Annotated in this window: 28 protein-coding genes; 26 read left to right on the top strand and 2 right to left on the bottom strand. The window is 68.1% G+C overall.

All coding sequences use genetic code 11. From position 1 onward, the window contains the following. The 16 genes from rplV to BS83_RS24190 all read left to right on the top strand — a co-directional run bounded on the left by rplV (window position 1) and on the right by BS83_RS24190 (window position 7,191). On the top strand, window positions 1-348 hold the full coding sequence (gene rplV / locus BS83_RS24265) for a 50S ribosomal protein L22 (RefSeq protein WP_037609761.1): 348 nt from the start codon (window positions 1-3) through the stop codon (window positions 346-348). Then, the gene (gene rpsC / locus BS83_RS24260) at window positions 348-1,175 is read left to right on the top strand and encodes a 30S ribosomal protein S3 (RefSeq protein ID WP_037605716.1); all 828 of its coding nucleotides are present in this window, start codon (window positions 348-350) and stop codon (window positions 1,173-1,175) included. The genes rplV and rpsC overlap by 1 nt, the downstream gene beginning before the upstream one ends. 2 nt (window positions 1,176-1,177) lie before the next feature. Then, window positions 1,178-1,597 (top strand): 50S ribosomal protein L16, encoded by a 420-nt coding sequence (gene rplP / locus BS83_RS24255; RefSeq protein WP_037605715.1) that lies wholly within the window; start codon window positions 1,178-1,180, stop codon window positions 1,595-1,597. Further along, window positions 1,594-1,818, top strand: coding sequence for a 50S ribosomal protein L29 (rpmC, locus tag BS83_RS24250; protein WP_037605713.1), 225 nt, complete (start codon window positions 1,594-1,596; stop codon window positions 1,816-1,818). Before rplP ends, rpmC begins: the two co-directional genes overlap by 4 nt. Continuing rightward, window positions 1,818-2,090 (top strand): 30S ribosomal protein S17, encoded by a 273-nt coding sequence (gene rpsQ / locus BS83_RS24245; protein WP_037605711.1) that lies wholly within the window; start codon window positions 1,818-1,820, stop codon window positions 2,088-2,090. Before rpmC ends, rpsQ begins: the two co-directional genes overlap by 1 nt. Before the next feature lie 103 nt (window positions 2,091-2,193). After that, window positions 2,194-2,565, top strand: a complete 372-nt coding sequence (rplN, locus tag BS83_RS24240; RefSeq protein WP_037605709.1) for a 50S ribosomal protein L14 — start codon at window positions 2,194-2,196, stop codon at window positions 2,563-2,565. A gap of 15 nt (window positions 2,566-2,580) precedes the next feature. Further along, entirely contained in the window at window positions 2,581-2,904 is a 324-nt protein-coding gene (gene rplX / locus BS83_RS24235) for a 50S ribosomal protein L24 (RefSeq protein ID WP_037605708.1), read from the top strand. Continuing rightward, window positions 2,904-3,473: a 50S ribosomal protein L5 gene (gene rplE / locus BS83_RS24230; RefSeq protein WP_037605706.1), complete on the top strand. Its 570-nt coding sequence runs from the start codon at window positions 2,904-2,906 to the stop codon at window positions 3,471-3,473. The genes rplX and rplE overlap by 1 nt, the downstream gene beginning before the upstream one ends. Window positions 3,474-3,476: 3 nt before the next feature. Then, window positions 3,477-3,662 (top strand): type Z 30S ribosomal protein S14, encoded by a 186-nt coding sequence (locus tag BS83_RS24225; RefSeq protein ID WP_037575347.1) that lies wholly within the window; start codon window positions 3,477-3,479, stop codon window positions 3,660-3,662. A 185-nt stretch (window positions 3,663-3,847) separates the two neighbouring features. Further along, on the top strand, window positions 3,848-4,255 hold the full coding sequence (rpsH, locus tag BS83_RS24220) for a 30S ribosomal protein S8 (protein ID WP_037605704.1): 408 nt from the start codon (window positions 3,848-3,850) through the stop codon (window positions 4,253-4,255). Window positions 4,256-4,278: 23 nt separating this feature from the next. Then, complete coding sequence (rplF, locus tag BS83_RS24215; protein WP_037605702.1) at window positions 4,279-4,818, top strand: 50S ribosomal protein L6; 540 nt, start codon at window positions 4,279-4,281, stop codon at window positions 4,816-4,818. 3 nt (window positions 4,819-4,821) lie between these two features. Then, window positions 4,822-5,205 (top strand): 50S ribosomal protein L18, encoded by a 384-nt coding sequence (gene rplR / locus BS83_RS24210; protein ID WP_037605700.1) that lies wholly within the window; start codon window positions 4,822-4,824, stop codon window positions 5,203-5,205. 46 nt (window positions 5,206-5,251) lie between these two features. Further along, window positions 5,252-5,878 (top strand): 30S ribosomal protein S5, encoded by a 627-nt coding sequence (rpsE, locus tag BS83_RS24205; protein WP_037605698.1) that lies wholly within the window; start codon window positions 5,252-5,254, stop codon window positions 5,876-5,878. Then, complete coding sequence (rpmD, locus tag BS83_RS24200; protein WP_037605696.1) at window positions 5,878-6,060, top strand: 50S ribosomal protein L30; 183 nt, start codon at window positions 5,878-5,880, stop codon at window positions 6,058-6,060. The genes rpsE and rpmD overlap by 1 nt, the downstream gene beginning before the upstream one ends. Before the next feature lies 1 nt (window position 6,061). Further along, window positions 6,062-6,517 (top strand): 50S ribosomal protein L15, encoded by a 456-nt coding sequence (gene rplO / locus BS83_RS24195; RefSeq protein ID WP_037605694.1) that lies wholly within the window; start codon window positions 6,062-6,064, stop codon window positions 6,515-6,517. 86 nt (window positions 6,518-6,603) lie between these two features. Further along, on the top strand, window positions 6,604-7,191 hold the full coding sequence (locus BS83_RS24190; protein WP_037605692.1) for a hypothetical protein: 588 nt from the start codon (window positions 6,604-6,606) through the stop codon (window positions 7,189-7,191). Here BS83_RS24190 and BS83_RS24185 read toward each other — a convergent pair. After that, window positions 7,160-8,623, bottom strand: coding sequence for a glycosyltransferase family 39 protein (locus tag BS83_RS24185; RefSeq protein WP_084713993.1), 1,464 nt, complete (start codon window positions 8,621-8,623; stop codon window positions 7,160-7,162). The genes BS83_RS24190 and BS83_RS24185 overlap by 32 nt on opposite strands. 319 nt (window positions 8,624-8,942) lie before the next feature. On the opposite strand from BS83_RS24185, the gene secY reads away from it, so the two are divergent. From secY to truA, 10 genes are all read left to right on the top strand, one after another. Next, window positions 8,943-10,253: a preprotein translocase subunit SecY gene (gene secY, locus BS83_RS24180; RefSeq protein ID WP_037605690.1), complete on the top strand. Its 1,311-nt coding sequence runs from the start codon at window positions 8,943-8,945 to the stop codon at window positions 10,251-10,253. Then, window positions 10,253-10,912: an adenylate kinase gene (locus BS83_RS24175; RefSeq protein WP_037605686.1), complete on the top strand. Its 660-nt coding sequence runs from the start codon at window positions 10,253-10,255 to the stop codon at window positions 10,910-10,912. The genes secY and BS83_RS24175 overlap by 1 nt, the downstream gene beginning before the upstream one ends. 95 nt (window positions 10,913-11,007) lie before the next feature. Next, window positions 11,008-11,841 (top strand): type I methionyl aminopeptidase, encoded by an 834-nt coding sequence (gene map, locus BS83_RS24170; protein ID WP_037605684.1) that lies wholly within the window; start codon window positions 11,008-11,010, stop codon window positions 11,839-11,841. Between the two features lie 172 nt (window positions 11,842-12,013). After that, the gene (infA, locus tag BS83_RS24165) at window positions 12,014-12,235 is read left to right on the top strand and encodes a translation initiation factor IF-1 (protein ID WP_003956442.1); all 222 of its coding nucleotides are present in this window, start codon (window positions 12,014-12,016) and stop codon (window positions 12,233-12,235) included. A gap of 33 nt (window positions 12,236-12,268) precedes the next feature. After that, complete coding sequence (rpmJ, locus tag BS83_RS24160) at window positions 12,269-12,382, top strand: 50S ribosomal protein L36 (RefSeq protein WP_009740505.1); 114 nt, start codon at window positions 12,269-12,271, stop codon at window positions 12,380-12,382. 192 nt (window positions 12,383-12,574) lie between these two features. Beyond that, window positions 12,575-12,955: a 30S ribosomal protein S13 gene (gene rpsM, locus BS83_RS24155; RefSeq protein WP_037605682.1), complete on the top strand. Its 381-nt coding sequence runs from the start codon at window positions 12,575-12,577 to the stop codon at window positions 12,953-12,955. 74 nt (window positions 12,956-13,029) lie between these two features. Next, on the top strand, window positions 13,030-13,437 hold the full coding sequence (rpsK, locus tag BS83_RS24150; protein ID WP_030251538.1) for a 30S ribosomal protein S11: 408 nt from the start codon (window positions 13,030-13,032) through the stop codon (window positions 13,435-13,437). Between the two features lie 173 nt (window positions 13,438-13,610). Beyond that, a complete protein-coding gene (locus tag BS83_RS24145) occupies window positions 13,611-14,630 on the top strand; it encodes a DNA-directed RNA polymerase subunit alpha (protein WP_037605680.1) in 1,020 nt (339 codons plus the stop codon). A gap of 142 nt (window positions 14,631-14,772) precedes the next feature. Next, window positions 14,773-15,195 (top strand): 50S ribosomal protein L17, encoded by a 423-nt coding sequence (gene rplQ / locus BS83_RS24140; protein WP_037609759.1) that lies wholly within the window; start codon window positions 14,773-14,775, stop codon window positions 15,193-15,195. A 153-nt stretch (window positions 15,196-15,348) separates the two neighbouring features. Continuing rightward, window positions 15,349-16,248, top strand: coding sequence for a tRNA pseudouridine(38-40) synthase TruA (truA, locus tag BS83_RS24135; RefSeq protein WP_232248472.1), 900 nt, complete (start codon window positions 15,349-15,351; stop codon window positions 16,246-16,248). On the opposite strand, the gene BS83_RS42075 is transcribed toward truA, so the two are convergent. Next, window positions 16,241-17,341 (bottom strand): hypothetical protein, encoded by a 1,101-nt coding sequence (locus tag BS83_RS42075; protein WP_051943798.1) that lies wholly within the window; start codon window positions 17,339-17,341, stop codon window positions 16,241-16,243. The two genes, truA and BS83_RS42075, sit on opposite strands and share 8 nt — an antisense overlap. Between the last annotated feature and the right edge of the window lie 32 nt (window positions 17,342-17,373).

The raw sequence follows: 17,373 nt of genomic DNA, 5'->3' as shown, positions 1-17,373 counted from the left end.
ATGGAAGCCAGGGCAGCGGCGCGGTACATCCGCGTAACGCCCATGAAGGCCCGCCGCGTGGTGGACCTTGTCCGTGGCATGAGTGCCACGGAGGCCCAGGCGGTCCTGCGATTCGCTCCGCAGGCCGCGTCTGTGCCCGTTCTCAAGGTGCTCAACAGCGCCATTGCGAACGCCGAGCACAACTACAACCACAACGACGTCGAGAGCCTCTACATCTCCGAGGCTTACGTCGACGAGGGCCCGACCCTGAAGCGTTTCCGTCCGCGGGCCCAGGGCCGCGCGTACCGGATCCGCAAGCGGACGAGCCACATCACTGTGGTCGTCGCGTCGAAGGAAGGGACCCGGTAATGGGCCAGAAGGTTAACCCGCACGGGTTCCGCCTCGGCATCACCACCGACTTCAAGTCGCGTTGGTACGCCGACAAGCTGTACAAGGACTACGTCAAGGAAGACGTCGCGATCCGTCGCATGATGACGTCCGGCATGGAGCGCGCCGGTATCTCGAAGGTTGAGATCGAGCGCACCCGTGACCGCGTGCGGGTGGACATCCACACCGCTCGTCCGGGCATCGTCATCGGCCGTCGCGGCACCGAGGCCGACCGCATCCGCGGCGACCTCGAGAAGCTGACGGGCAAGCAGGTCCAGCTGAACATCCTCGAGGTCAAGAACCCCGAGCTGGACGCCCAGCTCGTGGCTCAGGGCGTCGCGGAGCAGCTGTCCTCGCGCGTCTCCTTCCGTCGCGCCATGCGTAAGAGCATGCAGGGCACGATGAAGTCCGGCGCCAAGGGCATCAAGATCCAGTGCTCCGGCCGTCTGGGCGGCGCTGAGATGTCCCGCAGCGAGTTCTACCGCGAGGGCCGTGTGCCCCTGCACACGCTGCGCGCCAACGTGGACTACGGCTTCTTCGAGGCCAAGACCACCTTCGGTCGCATCGGCGTCAAGGTGTGGATCTACAAGGGCGACGTCAAGAACATCGCCGAGGTCCGCGCCGACAACGCTGCCGCCAAGGCCGGCAACCGTCCGCCGCGTGCGGGTGGCCCGGGCGAGCGCCCCCGTCGTGGTGGCGAGCGTCCCGCCGGTGGCCGCGGCCGCCGTCCGCAGAACACCGAGGCTCCCGCGGCTTCCGCCGCGACCGAGGCTCCGGCTGCGGCTGAGACCACTGTTACGGAGGCCTGACCATGCTGATCCCTCGCAGGGTCAAGCACCGCAAGCAGCACCACCCCAAGCGCCGCGGCGCCGCCAAGGGCGGCACCGAGGTCACGTTCGGTGAGTACGGCCTCCAGGCCGTCACCCCGGCGTATGTGACGAACCGGCAGATCGAGTCCGCTCGTATCTCCATCACCCGTCACATCAAGCGTGGTGGCAAGGTGTGGATCAACATCTACCCCGACCGTCCGCTGACCAAGAAGCCGGCCGAGACCCGCATGGGTTCCGGTAAGGGTTCGCCGGAGTGGTGGATCGCGAACGTGCACCCGGGTCGGGTCATGTTCGAGCTGTCCTACCCGAACGAGAAGGTTGCTCGTGAGGCGCTCACCCGCGCTGCTCACAAGCTCCCGATGAAGTGCCGGATCGTCCGGCGCGAGGCAGGTGAGAGCTGATGGCCGGCACGAAGGCTGCTGAGCTGCGCGAGCTGGACAACGAGGCCCTGGTCTCCCAGCTGCGTGAGCGCAAGGAGGAGCTGTTCAACCTCCGCTTCCAGGCGGCGACCGGGCAGCTCGACAACCACGGGCGCCTCAAGCTCGTCAAGAAGGACATCGCGCGGATCTACACCCTGATGCGCGAGCGCGAGCTGGGCATCGAGACGGTGAAGGACGCCTGATGACTGAGAACACCAACGAGACGCGCGGTTTCCGCAAGACCCGTGAGGGTCTCGTCGTCAGCGACAAGATGGACAAGACCGTCGTCGTCGCCGTCGAGGACCGCGTCAAGCACGCGCTGTACGGCAAGGTCATCCGCCGTACCAACAAGCTGAAGGCGCACGACGAGGCCAACGCCTGTGGCATCGGCGACCGCGTTCTCCTCATGGAGACGCGTCCGCTGTCCGCGACGAAGCGCTGGCGCGTCGTCGAGATCCTCGAGAAGGCCAAGTAACGAACGCGATTGGGCGCCGTCGTATGTGCCAGGAACTCCCCCGGGAGTGTCAGGGTGAGCAGCGGCGGGCCCGGTCCCGATCGTTGACGATCAGGAGAAAGACGTGATCCAGCAGGAGTCGCGACTGCGTGTCGCCGACAACACGGGCGCGAAGGAAATCCTTTGCATCCGCGTTCTCGGTGGCTCCGGCCGGCGCTACGCGGGCATCGGCGACGTCATCGTGGCGACCGTCAAGGACGCGATCCCCGGTGGCAATGTGAAGAAGGGCGACGTGGTCAAGGCCGTCGTCGTGCGGACTGTGAAGGAGCGCCGTCGTCCGGACGGTTCCTACATCCGTTTCGACGAGAACGCCGCCGTCATCCTCAAGAACACCGATGGCGACCCGCGCGGTACCCGCATCTTCGGCCCGGTGGGCCGTGAGCTGCGTGAGAAGAAGTTCATGAAGATCATCTCGCTCGCGCCGGAGGTGCTCTAACCAATGGCTAACAGCATGAAGATCAAGAAGGGTGACCTGGTCCAGGTCATCACCGGCAAGGACAAGGGCAAGCAGGGCAAGGTCATCCAGGCCTTCCCGACCACGTCCAAGGTCCTCGTCGAGGGTGTCAACCGGGTCAAGAAGCACACCAAGGCCACGCCCACCGCCAACGGCTCCAAGGCCGGCGGCATCGTGACCGTCGAGGCCCCGATCCACGTCAGCAACGTTCAGCTGGTTGTGGAGAAGGACGGCAAGAAGGTCGTCACCCGCGTCGGTTACCGCTTCGACGACGAGGGCAACAAGATCCGTGTTGCCAAGCGCACCGGTGAGGACATCTGATGACCGACACCTCGATTGAGAAGGTCAGCCCCCGCCTCAAGGAGCGCTACCGCTCCGAGATCAAGGGTCAGCTGCACGAGCAGTTCAGCTACGAGAACGTCATGCTGATCCCCGGCCTGGTCAAGGTCGTGGTCAACATGGGTGTGGGCGAGGCCGCTCGCGACTCGAAGCTGATCGACGGTGCGGTCAAGGACCTCACCGCGATCACCGGCCAGAAGCCGACCGTGACCAAGGCTCGCAAGAGCATCGCGCAGTTCAAGCTGCGTGAGGGTCAGCCGATCGGCGCCCACGTCACCCTCCGTGGTGACCGCATGTGGGAGTTCCTTGACCGCCTGGTCTCGCTTGCGCTCCCGCGCATCCGCGACTTCCGCGGCCTGTCGCCGAAGCAGTTCGACGGCAAGGGCAACTACACCTTCGGTCTGACCGAGCAGGTGATGTTCCACGAGATCGACCAGGACAAGGTCGACCGCCAGCGTGGTATGGACATCACCGTGGTGACCACCGCCCAGACCGACGACGAGGGCCGGGCGCTGCTGCGGGCTCTCGGCTTCCCGTTCAAGGAGAGCTGACCCATGGCGAAGAAGGCGCTGATCGCCAAGGCGGAGCGCAAGCCGAAGTTCGGCGTCCGGGGTTACACCCGGTGCCAGCGCTGCGGCCGTCCGCACTCCGTGTACCGCAAGTTCGGCCTCTGCCGTGTCTGCCTTCGTGAGATGGCGCACCGCGGCGAGCTGCCGGGCGTGACCAAGAGCTCCTGGTAGTCCGTCCTTCGGACTGCTGAGGCTCTTAGGTAAGCAACCTCGCGTCAGCCGGGCTCCCGGCCTCCTGTATCCTCGGGAGGTCGGGGCCCGTGCTGCCCCGAATTCGTCTTACTACACCGTAGGTCCCGTGCCCCTTCTGCAAACGAGGCGCGCGGAAACCGCGGTGAGAGAGGCCACAGGCCATCATGACCATGACCGACCCGATCGCAGACATGCTGACGCGTCTGCGAAACGCGAACTCGGCCTACCACGACACCGTCGCGATGCCGCACAGCAAGATCAAGACTCACATCGCCGAGATCCTCCAGCAGGAGGGTTACATCACCGGCTGGAAGGTCGAGGAGCCGAAGGAGGGCGAGGTCGGCAAGAAGCTGACCATCGACCTCAAGTTCGGCCCGAACCGTGAGCGCTCGATCGCTGGCATCAAGCGCATCAGCAAGCCGGGTCTGCGGGTCTACACCAAGTCCACCGCTATGCCGAAGGTGCTCGGCGGCCTGGGCGTGGCGATCATCTCCACGTCGCAGGGTCTGCTCACCGGCCAGCAGGCTGCCAAGAAGGGCGTGGGTGGGGAAGTCCTCGCCTACGTCTGGTAATTCAGGGAAACGGAGGTACAGCAATGTCTCGCATTGGACGGCTGCCCATCCCGGTTCCCGCCGGCGTGGACGTCACCATCGATGGCCGGACGGTCTCGGTGAAGGGCCCCAAGGGTTCCCTCTCCCACACCGTCGCCGCGCCGATCGACATCGCCAAGGCTGAGGACGGCACCCTGCTCGTCTCTCGCCCGAACGACGAGCGTATGTCGAAGGCCCTGCACGGCCTGACCCGCACGCTGGTGGCGAACATGATCACCGGCGTGACCGCGGGCTACCGCAAGTCGCTCGAGATCAGCGGTGTTGGTTACCGTGTCGCGGCGAAGGGCTCCGACATGGAGTTCTCCCTCGGCTACAGCCACCCGATCCTGGTCCCGGCCCCGGAGGGCATCTCCTTCGTGGTCGAGTCGCCGACCAAGTTCCACGTGGACGGCATCGACAAGCAGAAGGTCGGCGAGGTCGCCGCGAAGATCCGCAAGCTGCGTAAGCCCGACCCGTACAAGGCCAAGGGCGTCAAGTACGCGGGCGAGGTCATCCGCCGCAAGGTCGGAAAGAGTGGTAAGTAACCCATGACTGTCGGTGTGAAGATCGGCAAGGGCAACGGCTACAAGGCCGCCGCCCGTAAGCGCCGCGCCATCCGCGTCCGCAAGCGCGTCTCCGGTACTCCGGTTCGTCCGCGCCTCGTGGTCTCCCGGTCCAACCGCCACATCGTGGCGCAGGTGATCGACGACCTCGCGGGCCACACGCTGGCTTCGGCGTCCACCCTCGACGTGTCCATCAAGGGCAACGAGGCTGACAAGACCGAGCAGGCGAAGAAGGTCGGAGCCCTGGTCGCCGAGCGCGCCAAGGCTGCCGGCATCGAGCAGGTCGTGTTCGACCGCGCGGGCAACCAGTACGCCGGCCGCATTGCGGCTCTGGCGGACGCCGCCCGTGAGGCCGGTCTGGACTTCTGACCCGCCCGCCACAGGCTGACGGACGTAAACGAGAGAGGTAAATCCAATGGCTGGACCCCAGCGCCGCGGTAGCGGCGCCGGCGGCGGCACCGGCGGTGGCGAGCGGCGGGACCGTAAGCGTGATGGTCGTGACGGCGGCGCCGTCGTCGAGAAGACCGCTTACGTCGAGCGCGTCGTAGCGATCAACCGTGTCGCCAAGGTTGTCAAGGGTGGTCGTCGTTTCAGCTTCACCGCGCTGGTCGTGGTGGGCGACGGTGACGGCACCGTGGGTGTCGGTTACGGCAAGGCCAAGGAGGTGCCGGCCGCCATCGCCAAGGGTGTGGAGGAGGCCAAGAAGCACTTCTTCAAGGTCCCCCGTATCCAGGGCACCATCCCTCACCCCATCCAGGGCGAGAAGGCCGCGGGCGTCGTCCTGCTCAAGCCGGCTTCCCCGGGTACCGGCGTCATCGCCGGTGGTCCGGTGCGTGCCGTGCTCGAGTGCGCCGGCGTGCACGACATCCTGTCGAAGTCCCTGGGCTCCGACAACGCGATCAACATCGTCCACGCGACGGTGGCCGCGCTGAAGGGCCTTTCGCGCCCCGAGGAGATCGCCGCCCGTCGTGGTCTGCCGCTGGAGGACGTCGCCCCGGCTGCGCTGCTGCGCGCCCGGGCCGCTGGGCAGGGGGCTGCGTAATGGCTCGCCTGAAGATCACCCAGGTCAAGTCCTACATCGGTAGCAAGCAGAACCACCGTGACACCCTGCGTTCGCTTGGTCTCAAGCGCATGCACGACGTGGTCGTGAAGGAGGACCGTCCCGAGATCCGCGGGATGGCCCACACCGTCCGCCACCTCGTCACGGTCGAGGAGGTGGACTGAGATGGCGGAGCAGAACCCGCTGAAGATCCACAACCTGCGTCCCGCCCCGGGTGCCAAGACCGCCAAGACCCGTGTTGGTCGTGGTGAGGGCTCCAAGGGTAAGACCGCTGGTCGTGGTACCAAGGGTACGAAGGCCCGTTACCAGGTTCCGCAGCGCTTCGAGGGTGGCCAGATGCCCCTTCACATGCGTCTGCCGAAGCTGAAGGGTTTCAAGAACCCGTTCCGTGTCGAGTTCCAGGTCGTGAACCTCGACAAGCTGGCCGCGCTCTACCCGCAGGGTGGCGAGGTCACGGTCGAGGACCTGGTCGCCAAGGGCGCTGTTCGCAAGAACTCGCTCGTCAAGGTGCTGGGCACCGGCGAGATCTCCGTGGCGCTGCAGGTGTCGGTTGACGCCGTCTCCGGCTCCGCCGCCGAGAAGATCACCGCCGCCGGCGGCACGGTGACCGAGCTCATCTGAGCTCGTCCCTGACACTCAGGCCCGGTCCCCCTTCGGGGGGACCGGGCCTGATGTTTTCTGCACCGGTGCGAGAGGGGGTACGCCAGGTGATCGAGGTGAGGACGGCCGGCCGCGAGGCGGCCGTCGACGAGGACCGGCCGGAGTTCGGGCTCATGGGCAGGCGGCAGACGAGCGGGCTCGTCCCCGCGCGGCCCGCGGCCCCAGGACCCCGGACGCGAGCGCTGCTGGAGCTGCACCAGAACCGGGGTGGGTGCCGGTTCGTGGCACTGGTGGGCGGTGAGTTCGTGCCCGGAGAGGGCCATCGCCTGGCCTGGCGGGTCAGGTGCTGGGAGACGGTCGCCCCGGTGCCGCTGGCGGGGCTGCTGCCGGGGACGTTGCTGCCGGGCCTGCCCGAGGAGCTGGACCGTGCCGCGACGAGAGGCGTCCAGGCAGGTCTCGAGAGCGGAGTCCTCCCGGCCGGCCGACTGGTGCTCGATCGGGCGGGCCACGACCAGGAGTCCTCCCCGCTGCTCTTCGCGATGGCCGCCGAGTTCCTGCTGCACATCCTGCGGGCGCGCTCGCTCGGCGAACCCGCTGAGCCGCTCGTCGCCGCCTGGGTCGCCACCGGCCGCCTCCCGACGTCCGGCCCGGCCCGGACCGGTCCTAGCTCTTGCGGGTCAGCAGGCCCAGGGTGAGGTTGTTGACGTAGCGGATCTCGGTGAGGCGGTAGTACGCCGTGAGGGCGGACTGCTGGGCGCGGGGGAGGCCGGTCAGGGGGCTGAGGGTGTGGCCGTAGCCGACGACCCAGATGCGGGGGGCGTCGTGGAGACAGGACGCGGGTCTCGCGCACTCGGAGGCGAGGAGGTCGTCGCGGGCGACGGCGGGGACGCTGACGAACAGGTCCCTGGGGTGGATGGTGGGCGGCAGGTAGTAGGAGATGCCCAGGTCGGTCATGTACGGCGCGCCGGGACCCCTTTCGGGGACGATCGCGTCGCCCGCGCGGTAGCCGTCGGCGATGACGGCCGCGCCGGCGTGCCAGTCCGTGTCGGTGTGGGCGAAGGGCTGGCTCTCGCTGCGCAGTGAGGTGAACGCCAGCGCGCCGACCAGCAGCACGGACGCGGGCGCGGTCCAGCGGGACCACGGCAGGCGTTCCGCGCCGGCGCCCGCCAGGACGGTCCACAGCGGGACCACGAACAGCAGGTAGCGCTGGACCCAGAACGAGTGCGCGCCCTGCGAGCCGATCCAGACCACGAACACCGGCAGCAGCGGGACCGGCAGGTAGACCAGCCCGGGACGGCGGGCCGCGCCGACCGCGGCGAGCAGCAACAGGGCCGCGGTGACGGGCCAGGACGCGGTGAGGTCGTGCAACATGCCGGGCACGGCCGTCAGCCCGGGGCGGGGGACCCAGCCCAGCTGCCGGTCGGACTGGTCCTGGCCGAAGAGCATCAGCGGCGACAGGGCCAGCACGGCCAGGGCCACCGCGACGGCGAAGCCGCGCCACGCGTCGCGGCGCCGCGTCACCAGCAGCCACGCGTGGGCGGCCAGCACGCTCAGCCCGACCAGGTGCAGCAGTCCCACCAGGACCAGGGTCGCGCCGTAACCGGCCCAGGCCCAGGCGGTCCGCCCGCGCGGGCGCGGTCCCTTGCGGTCCAGCAGGAGCACCAGCTGCCAGGTGGCGAAGAGCACAGCCGTGTCGGCCAGCGCGTACGAACGCGCCTCCTGCGCGTAGCGCAGGACGGTCGGGACGAAGGCGAAGAGGATCCCCGCCCACAGCCCCGCGCGGGCGCCGAAGATCTGCCGGCCGACCAGTGCGGTCAGCCCCGCCGTCGCCGCCGTCGCCAGCACGCTGGGGAGGCGCAGGCCGACCGCCGAGCCGCTGAAGAGCTGGATCCAGCCGTGCAGCAGGAAGTAGTAGGCCCCGGAGACCGCGTCCACATGGTCGAGCAGGCCCCACAGCTGGCCCGCGCTGCGCCGTGCCGCGCTCCAGCTGGCGAGCTCGTCGCGCCAGAGGAGCGGGCGGCCCAGATGCCGGACGCCGAGGAACAGCGCCAGCGCAACGGGCGGCGCCCACACGGGCAGTCGTCGGAGCGCCGCGCGAGCCCGCGCGGCCGAGATCCGTCCCTCCACGAATCCTGTCTAGCAGGGGCAAATCAGCCATGCCGGACACCGGGCTCCCGTGCTGGGCCGATGCCCGGGGGATTACTCCGAACGGGGCGGGCGGCGCGTTGACGGCCGTCCAAACCGGACAGAAACGTCCCGAAGGTGCGTCAGCCTGACGCAGTCCTTACCCCGGCCGTGTTCACTGCTTCATTCGTGTGGCCACAGGCTGTTAGAGTCCGTGGAGTCCAGTAGTAGGTTGGCCCCCCGTCTCGGCAGACGACCCTGACGGAGCCCCCCGATCCACCGTCCCTCCCGCCGCCATCGGCAGGGAGCAGCAGGAGGCCCCGTGCTCACCGCGTTCGCCCGCGCGTTCAAGACGCCTGACCTGCGCAAGAAGCTGCTGTTCACGCTGGCCATCATGGTCGTGTTCCGGATGGGTGCCCACATTCCCGTCCCCGGCGTGAACTACGCGGGCGTGCAGTCCTGCCTCACCAGCCTGAACAAGTCGGGCGGCAATCAGCTGCTGGGCCTGGTGAACCTCTTCAGCGGCGGTGCGCTGCTGCAGATCACCATTTTCGCGCTCGGGATCATGCCGTACATCACGTCGAGCATCATCCTGCAGCTGCTGACGGTGGTGATCCCGCGCCTGGACGCGCTGAAGAAGGAGGGCCAGGCCGGTACCGCGAAGATCACGCAGTACACCCGGTACCTGACCATCGCCCTGGCGATCCTGCAGGCGACCGCGATCTCGGCGACCGCGCAGAGCGGCGCCCTGTTCGGCGGCGCGTGCAACGGCAACACCGTGGTCCCGAACCAGTCGGTCTTCACCGTCGCCACGATGGTCATCACCATGACGGCCGGCACCACCGTGATCATGTGGCTCGGTGAGCTCATCACCGACCGCGGCATCGGCAACGGCATGTCGATCCTGATCTTCACCTCGGTCGCCGCGCAGTTCCCGTCGCAGCTGTGGAGCATCAAGGCCAGCAAGGGCTGGCTGACGTTCGCCTTCGTCATCGTGATGGGCCTGGCCATGGTCGGCCTGGTGGTCTTCGTCGAGCAGGCGCAGCGCCGGATCCCGGTCCAGTACGCGAAGCGCATGATCGGTCGCCGCGCCTACGGCGGCACCTCGACCTACATCCCGCTGAAGGTCAACCAGGCGGGTGTGATTCCCGTCATCTTCGCCAGCTCGCTGCTCTACATCCCCGCGCTGGTGGTCCAGCTCAGCTCGAAGACCAACTCCGGCTGGGGTCAGTGGGTCACGAACAACCTGACGAAGAGCGACCACCCGCTGTACATGGTTCTCTACTTCGTCCTGATTGTCTTCTTTGCCTTCTTCTACGTGGCCATCTCCTTCAACCCCGAGGAAGTGGCCGACAACATGAAGAAGTATGGTGGTTTCATCCCGGGCATCCGGGCCGGCCGCCCGACGGCGGAATACCTGAACTACGTGCTGACCAGGATCACCTGGCCGGGCTCGCTCTACCTGGGCCTGATCGCTCTGGTGCCCCTCATCGCGCTCGGGTTGTTCAAGTCGTCTTCGAACTTCCCGTTCGGCGGCACGAGCATCCTCATCGTTGTGGGTGTCGGCCTTGAAACTGTGAAGCAGATCGAGAGCCAGCTCCAGCAGCGCAACTACGAAGGGTTCCTCCGCTGATGCGTATCGTCCTCGTCGGACCCCCGGGGGCCGGGAAGGGTACTCAGGCCGAAAGGCTGACGAAGACCCTGTCCATCCCGCACGTGTCCACCGGCGACCTGTTCCGCGCCAACATCTCTCAGGGCACCGAGCTCGGTCGCCTGGCGAAGAGCATCATGGACACGGGCAAGCTGGTACCCGACGAGGTCACCATCGCGATGGTGAAGGACCGCCTGCAGCACGCCGACGCGGAGAACGGCTTCCTGCTGGACGGTTTCCCGCGCAACACCGCGCAGGCCGTCGCGTTGGACGAGATCCTCAAGGAGTTCGGCATCACCCTCGACGGTGTGCTGGACCTGGAGGTTCCCGAGGACGAGGTGGTCCGCCGCATCGCGGGCCGTCGCCTGTGCCGCAACGACAGTCAGCACATCTTCCACGCGCTCTACAAGAAGCCGGCCGTGGAGGGCGTCTGCGACGAGTGCGGCGGCGAGCTGTACCAGCGTTCGGACGACAGCGAGGAGACCGTCCGCACCCGGCTCGAGGTCTACCACACGGAGACCGAGCCGATCATCGACTACTACCGCAAGCAGGGCCTGGTCACCACGATCTCGGCGCTCGGTACCGTCGACGAGGTCACCGGGCGCGCGATCGCCGCGCTGCGGGAGAACGCGAACGACTGAGTTTCCTGTCTTGGCCGCGGCCGTGACACCCTTGAGGGATGTCGCGGCCGCGGCTTTTCGCTGTCGGCCCCTGGAAGAGGAGAGCGGAAGAGCGCATGGTTGAGATCAAGACCCCCGAGCAGATCGCGAAGATGCGCGAGGCCGGGCTGGTCGTCGCCGAGGCGCTCAAGGCCGCCCGCGAGGCCGCGGTGCCGGGCGCGACGACCGGCGAGCTGGACGCGGTCGCCAAGAAGGTCATCGAGAGCGCCGGAGCCAAGTCCAACTTCCTGGGCTACCACGGGTTTCCGGGTGTGATCTGCGCCTCCGTCAACGACGAGGTGGTCCACGGCATCCCCGGCGACCGGGTGCTGAACGACGGCGACATCATCTCCATCGACTGCGGTGCGATCGTCGACGGCTGGCACGGCGACGCCGCGATCACCGTCTTCGTCGGCGGCGGCCACGCCCCGGAGCTGCACGACCTCAGCCGCACGACCGAGGAGTCGATGTGGGCCGGCATCGCGGCGGTGAAGAAGAACAACCGCCTCTCCGACATCAGCCGCGCCATCGAGACCTACATCCGCCGCCAGCCGCTGCCGCCCAAGGGCAAGTACGGCATCATCGAGGACTTCGGCGGCCACGGCATCGGCACGGCCATGCACATGGACCCGCACCTGCTGAACTACGTCGACCGCCGGCGCGGCCGCGGCATGAAGCTGGTGCCCGGGTTCTGCATCGCGATCGAGCCGATGGTCTCGCTGGGCACCCCGAAGACCCACACGCTCGAGGACGAGTGGACGGTCAAGACGAACGACGGCACCTGGGCCTCGCACTGGGAGCACTCCATCGCTCTCACCGAGGAGGGCCCGCTGGTCCTGACCGCCTTCGACGGCGGCCGGGCGAAGCTGGCCGAGCTCGGCATCACGGCCGCGCCGGACCCGCTCGCGTGATTTCGCGTTCGCTTGCCCACTGACGTAGACTGCTGTGTCGGCTCACTCGTAGCTTGCTTTCGCACGTCCTCGCCCGGCAGGGCCGAGGTGGACCTGATCGTCGAAACGATGATCGTCCATGCGTGAGTGCCGACTACGGTAGTCGATTCCGGAAGGCGAATTCCGCAGGATTATGGCCAAGAAGCAAGGCGCCATCGAGATCGAGGGCACCGTGATCGAGTCTCTGCCGAACGCGATGTTCAAGGTAGAGCTGCAGAACGGTCACAAGGTTCTCGCGCACATCAGCGGCAAGATGCGCATGCACTACATCCGCATCCTCCCGGACGACCGGGTCGTCGTCGAGCTCAGCCCGTACGACCTGACCCGCGGTCGCATCGTCTACCGGTACAAGTAACCAGCAGATCCAGACCCGGAGATTGACAGTCAGATGAAGGTCAAGCCGAGCGTCAAGAAGATCTGCGACAAGTGCAAGGTGATCCGCCGTCACGGCCGGGTCATGGTGATCTGCGAGAACCTGCGCCACAAGCAGCGCCAGGGCTGATCTCACCCCCTGTACGGGTCGTAACTCTTCGCGCGACGCGAAAAACAACATGAAGCGGGATGCCCGATCCGCTCGTTCTCCTCACAGGGACGGGTGGACTGCCACCCCCGGTCGGAGGCCGGGGCTCGATCAGCGGGAGCTGAACGAGTAGGCGTCTTGTCAGACCTCCGAAGAAACAACAGGAGCCAATCGATGGCACGCCTCGCCGGCGTTGATCTCCCCCGCGAGAAGCGGATCGAGATCGCCCTCACCTACGTGTACGGCATCGGCCGTACCCGCGCCCAGCAGGTTCTCGCCGAGACCGGTGTCGACGCGAACGTCCGTGTTCGCGACATCACCGAGGACGACCTGGTCAAGCTCCGCGAGTACGTGGACGCCAACTTCAAGGTCGAGGGTGACCTCCGCCGTGAGGTCGCCGCCGACATCCGCCGCAAGGTCGAGATCGGCTGCTACGAGGGTCTGCGTCACCGCCGTGGCCTTCCGGTCCGCGGTCAGCGCACCCACACCAACGCGCGTACCCGCAAGGGCCCGCGTCGCGCGATTGCCGGCAAGAAGAAGCCGGGCAAGAAGTAGTCCGCCCCATAAACCGGACTTAATCCGGCCCGCTGGGCTAGCGGACCGACCACCTCAGTAGGAGAAATCAGCTCATGCCTCCCAAGGGCCGTCAGGCTGCCGGCGCGAAGAAGATCCGCCGCAAGGAGAAGAAGAACGTCGCTCACGGGCACGCCCACATCAAGAGCACGTTCAACAACACGATCGTCTCGATCACGGACCCGTCCGGCAACGTGATCGCGTGGGCGTCCTCGGGCCACGTCGGCTTCAAGGGCTCCCGCAAGTCGACTCCGTTCGCCGCGCAGATGGCCGCCGAGGCCGCCGCCCGCCGCGCGCAGGAGCACGGCATGCGCAAGGTCGACGTCTTCGTCAAGGGCCCGGGTTCCGGTCGTGAGACCGCGATCCGCTCCATCCAGGCCACCGGCCTGGAGGTCGGCTCCATCCAGGACGTCACCCCCACCCCGCACAACGGCTGCCGCCCGCCGAAGCGTCGTCGCGTCTGACGGTTCGCCGTTTGCTCGCTTCGTCGAAGCGAGCCACGTCGCGTCTGACGCACGTCGCTCCGCAAAACGCGTAGCAACTTGGGATACGGCCTCCGGTTCACCCGGAGGCCGTATCCTTGCTTTCGTCGGCATCAAATAGTGGGTGCCGAAGATCTATCTGGAGGATTCACCTCATGCTGATCGCTCAGCGTCCTTCGCTGACCGAAGAGGTCGTCGACGAGTTCCGCTCCCGGTTCGTGATCGAGCCGCTGGAGCCGGGCTTCGGCTACACCCTCGGCAACTCGCTCCGCCGTACGCTCCTCTCCTCGATCCCCGGCGCTGCTGTCACCAGCATCCGGATCGACGGTGTCCTGCACGAGTTCACCACCGTGCCGGGCGTCAAGGAGGACGTCACCGACCTCATCCTGAACATCAAGCAGCTGGTCGTCTCCTCGGAGCACGACGAGCCGGTCGTGATGTACCTGCGCAAGCAGGGTCCGGGTCTGGTCACCGCCGCCGACATCGCGCCCCCGGCCGGTGTCGAGGTGCACAACCCCGAGCTGGTCCTCGCCACGCTGAACGGCAAGGGCAAGCTGGAGATGGAGCTGACCGTCGAGCGCGGTCGCGGCTACGTCTCCGCCGTGCAGAACAAGCAGTCCGGCCAGGAGATCGGCCGTATCCCGGTCGACTCGATCTACAGCCCCGTGCTGAAGGTCACCTACAAGGTCGAGGCCACGCGTGTCGAGCAGCGCACCGACTTCGACAAGCTGATCGTCGACGTCGAGACCAAGCCCGCCATGCGTCCGCGCGACGCGATGGCGTCGGCCGGTAAGACCCTGGTCGAGCTGTTCGGTCTCGCGCGCGAGCTGAACATCGACGCCGAGGGCATCGACATGGGCCCGTCCCCGACGGACGCCGCCCTTGCCGCCGACCTGGCGCTGCCGATCGAGGAGCTGGAGCTCACGGTCCGCTCCTACAACTGCCTCAAGCGCGAGGGCATCCATACCGTGGGTGAGCTCGTGGCCCGCTCCGAGGCCGACCTGCTCGACATTCGCAACTTCGGTGCGAAGTCGATCGACGAGGTCAAGGCGAAGCTGGCCGGCATGGGCCTGGCCCTCAAGGACAGCCCGCCCGGATTCGACCCGACCGCCGCCGCGGACGCCTTCGGCGCCGACGACGACGACACGGGCTTCGCGGAGACCGAGCAGTACTGAGTCTTCTGACTCGTGGGGGTACGGGACCGCTTCGGCGGTCCCGTATTCTTGTTAGCTGTATGTCTAAGTCGTGCGCGCGAAACTGCCCGCACGCCCGGGTCGGTTCCTCATACGGCCGAGTCCGGATATTGAAGGAGACACCATGCCTCGTCCCGCCAAGGGTGCCCGCCTCGGCGGCGGCCCGTCCCACGAGCGTCTGCTGCTCGCCGGTCTGGCTCGCGAGCTGTTCCAGTACGGCCGCATCACCACCACGGAGGCCAAGGCCCGTCGCCTGCGTCCGTACGCGGAGAAGCTGATCACCAAGGCCAAGAAGGGTGACCTGCACAACCGCCGCGAGGCGCGCAAGGTCATCACCGACGTCGCGGTGCTGCACACCCTGTTCACCGAGATCGGCCCGCGCTACGCGAACCGTCCCGGTGGCTACACCCGCATCACCAAGATCGGTACGCGCCGTGGCGACAACGCGCCCATGGCCGTCATCGAGCTGGTCGAGGCCCTGACCGTGGCCCAGGAGGCCGTGGGCGAGGCCGAGGCTGCGACCAAGGTCGCCGCCGCTGAGGCGTAAGCCTCGTCTTCAGGGGCGCGAGGAACTGCGCGAGCAACCACCCGGTGCGGGTGGCCCTGCTCGTTCGGCGAGTCACCACACACGGTGGCTTGTCGCGCAGTTCCTCGCGCCCCTTAGGTGTCTCCAACGTCCCTCGGATAGATGGTTGCCCCCGTGAGCTGCGAAGAAGAACCCCGCAAGGACGGCCCCGCCGACGGCTTCGTCCGGATCAGGCTGGACCTCGCCTATGACGGCGCGGACTTCTCCGGGTGGGCGCGGCAGAAGAACGGTCGGCGGACCGTGCAGCAGGAGCTGGAGGAGGCGATCAAGGTCGTCACCCGGCAGCCCGAGATCTTCCCGCTGACCGTCGCCGGACGCACGGACGCCGGCGTGCACGCGCGCGGGCAGGTCGCGCACGTGGATCTGCCCGAAGGGGTGTGGGCGGCCGAGGGCGACAAGCTGATGCGGCGGCTCGCCGGGCGGCTGCCGGGGGACATCCGGGTGTGGCGGATCGGCGCGGCCCCGGCGGGCTTCGACGCGCGCTTCAGCGCGGTCTGGCGCCGCTACGCGTACCGCATCTGCGACACCCAGGGCGGCGTCGACCCGCTGCGGCGCGGGCACGTGCTCTGGCACGACCGGCCGCTCGACGTGCCGCTGATGAACGAGGCCGCGCGCCTGCTCATCGGGGAGCACGACTTCGCCGCCTACTGCAAGAAGCGCGAGGGCGCCACGACCATCCGCGAGCTCCTGGAGTTCTCCTGGGAGCGCACCGAGGGCGACGCTCTGCTCGGTCCAGGGGTGCCCGGGCTCGTCGTCGGGACGGTCCGCGCGGACGCGTTCTGCCACAACATGGTGCGCGCGCTGGTCGGCTCCATGCTGCTGGTCGGCGGCGGGCAGCGGCCGGTGGACTTCCCCGGCCAGGTGCTCGCCGGTGGGGAGCGGAACTCCGCCGTCAACGTGGTGCGGCCCTACGGGCTGACCCTGGAGGAGGTCGGCTACCCCGCCGACGAACAGCTCGCGGAGCGGAACCGCGCAGCCCGTCGGCTGCGCGTGCTCGGCGGCGCCGCTATTTGACCGTGGCCTCCGCGCGACCGCGGTCGGCGAGGGTCTGGAAGGCCAGCGAGGCGAGGTCGTTGCTCGCGGCCAGGGCCGTCGTGTCGTTGGCGGGGACCGGCTTGCCGGTCGGGTAGCCGGCGACCGTGAAGTACGCGTAGCGGCCGATCGCGTTCACGGAGAGCCTGCAGACCACGCCGCGGCAGAACGGTTTCACCGCGCCGCCGAACAACGACTGCAGATTGCCGCCCGTGGCCTGCAGCTTCACCGCGTTCGCCTGGGCCGCCGAGTCGAAGACGGCGATGCCGACGGTCACCTCGGTCGCGGCGTTGGCGTAGGTCGCCCGGAAGACGGCCTGGCAGCCGTTCTTGGCCAGGACCCCGGCCAGCGGCGCCGAGGCGGCCGGTGCACAGGGTGTCGTGGCTGTCAGCGCCTGGGTGTAGACGTGGTTGTTGAGCGTGACGCTCTTGCCGGGGAAGAGCGTCGTCACGCTCAGCGGGGCCTTGTCCGTGGCGGCGGCGGAGAGCAGCACCAGCGGGTCGAGCAGGGTGGGGCTCGGCGTCGGCTGTGCGGAGGGGGGAGCGGTCGGCGCTGCCGACGCGGTCGACGGTTCCGTCGTGGGCGTCGGGCTCGGGCTCTGCGGGGCCGGTGCGGCGGTCGCGTGGTGGGGGCGCTGGTGCCCGCCCGTGGTGAGGGCGACGGCCGTCCCTCCGCCCGCCAGGCCCAGTACGAGCAGGGTCACGGCCAGCCGGCGCGCGCGTCGGCGGCGCGGTGGGGCGGGGGCGTCAGCGGCGGGCGCGTCCCACTCGGGGGCGTCGGCGCCCTCGGGCTTCGGGTCGGCCGGGGTGCCGGGCCGTATCGCGAAGGTGGTCGCGGTCCTCGCCCCGCCGGTGGACGGCGCCGTGCCCTGCTGCGGTTCGGGCAGCAGCGGTATCGGCGCGCCCGGTCTGATCCGGACGGCGGCGCTGCGTGCCGCGGTTCTGGCCGCGCTCTTCGCGCGGGCGCGCAGCCTGCCGCTGCCGGGTGCGTAGCGTGTGGGGATGGTGCCGTGCTGCTGCTCACCGCGGCGGGGGAGCGGCGGCTTCTGACGGTCCTGCCCAGACCCTGTCGTCATGCGCCGGAATCGTAGTGGGTCATTCCGTGGGT

It is taken from the genome of Streptacidiphilus rugosus AM-16, assembly GCF_000744655.1.
GTDB lineage: Bacteria > Actinomycetota > Actinomycetes > Streptomycetales > Streptomycetaceae > Streptacidiphilus > Streptacidiphilus rugosus.
Note: the sequence above shows the minus strand (reverse complement) of the source record. Positions and strands in the feature narration are given on the sequence as shown.

What these genes read in the sequence shown, in the direction of transcription:
- rpsH (WP_037605704.1), top strand. Translation starts at nt 3,848, where the DNA reads ATGACCATGACCGACCCGATCGCAGACATGCTGACGCGTCTGCGAAAC.
- rplV (WP_037609761.1), top strand. Translation starts at nt 1, where the DNA reads ATGGAAGCCAGGGCAGCGGCGCGGTACATCCGCGTAACGCCCATGAAG.
- rplE (WP_037605706.1), top strand. Translation starts at nt 2,904, where the DNA reads ATGACCGACACCTCGATTGAGAAGGTCAGCCCCCGCCTCAAGGAGCGC.
- rplF (WP_037605702.1), top strand. Translation starts at nt 4,279, where the DNA reads ATGTCTCGCATTGGACGGCTGCCCATCCCGGTTCCCGCCGGCGTGGAC.
- rplP (WP_037605715.1), top strand. Translation starts at nt 1,178, where the DNA reads ATGCTGATCCCTCGCAGGGTCAAGCACCGCAAGCAGCACCACCCCAAG.
- rpsM (WP_037605682.1), top strand. Translation starts at nt 12,575, where the DNA reads ATGGCACGCCTCGCCGGCGTTGATCTCCCCCGCGAGAAGCGGATCGAG.
- rplX (WP_037605708.1), top strand. Translation starts at nt 2,581, where the DNA reads ATGAAGATCAAGAAGGGTGACCTGGTCCAGGTCATCACCGGCAAGGAC.
- rpsK (WP_030251538.1), top strand. Translation starts at nt 13,030, where the DNA reads ATGCCTCCCAAGGGCCGTCAGGCTGCCGGCGCGAAGAAGATCCGCCGC.
- rplO (WP_037605694.1), top strand. Translation starts at nt 6,062, where the DNA reads ATGGCGGAGCAGAACCCGCTGAAGATCCACAACCTGCGTCCCGCCCCG.
- BS83_RS24145 (WP_037605680.1), top strand. Translation starts at nt 13,611, where the DNA reads ATGCTGATCGCTCAGCGTCCTTCGCTGACCGAAGAGGTCGTCGACGAG.
- rplR (WP_037605700.1), top strand. Translation starts at nt 4,822, where the DNA reads ATGACTGTCGGTGTGAAGATCGGCAAGGGCAACGGCTACAAGGCCGCC.
- rpmD (WP_037605696.1), top strand. Translation starts at nt 5,878, where the DNA reads ATGGCTCGCCTGAAGATCACCCAGGTCAAGTCCTACATCGGTAGCAAG.
- rpsE (WP_037605698.1), top strand. Translation starts at nt 5,252, where the DNA reads ATGGCTGGACCCCAGCGCCGCGGTAGCGGCGCCGGCGGCGGCACCGGC.
- infA (WP_003956442.1), top strand. Translation starts at nt 12,014, where the DNA reads ATGGCCAAGAAGCAAGGCGCCATCGAGATCGAGGGCACCGTGATCGAG.
- BS83_RS24175 (WP_037605686.1), top strand. Translation starts at nt 10,253, where the DNA reads ATGCGTATCGTCCTCGTCGGACCCCCGGGGGCCGGGAAGGGTACTCAG.
- BS83_RS42075 (WP_051943798.1), bottom strand. Translation starts at nt 17,341, where the DNA reads ATGACGACAGGGTCTGGGCAGGACCGTCAGAAGCCGCCGCTCCCCCGC.
- map (WP_037605684.1), top strand. Translation starts at nt 11,008, where the DNA reads ATGGTTGAGATCAAGACCCCCGAGCAGATCGCGAAGATGCGCGAGGCC.
- rpsC (WP_037605716.1), top strand. Translation starts at nt 348, where the DNA reads ATGGGCCAGAAGGTTAACCCGCACGGGTTCCGCCTCGGCATCACCACC.
- rplQ (WP_037609759.1), top strand. Translation starts at nt 14,773, where the DNA reads ATGCCTCGTCCCGCCAAGGGTGCCCGCCTCGGCGGCGGCCCGTCCCAC.
- rpsQ (WP_037605711.1), top strand. Translation starts at nt 1,818, where the DNA reads ATGACTGAGAACACCAACGAGACGCGCGGTTTCCGCAAGACCCGTGAG.
- rpmJ (WP_009740505.1), top strand. Translation starts at nt 12,269, where the DNA reads ATGAAGGTCAAGCCGAGCGTCAAGAAGATCTGCGACAAGTGCAAGGTG.
- BS83_RS24225 (WP_037575347.1), top strand. Translation starts at nt 3,477, where the DNA reads ATGGCGAAGAAGGCGCTGATCGCCAAGGCGGAGCGCAAGCCGAAGTTC.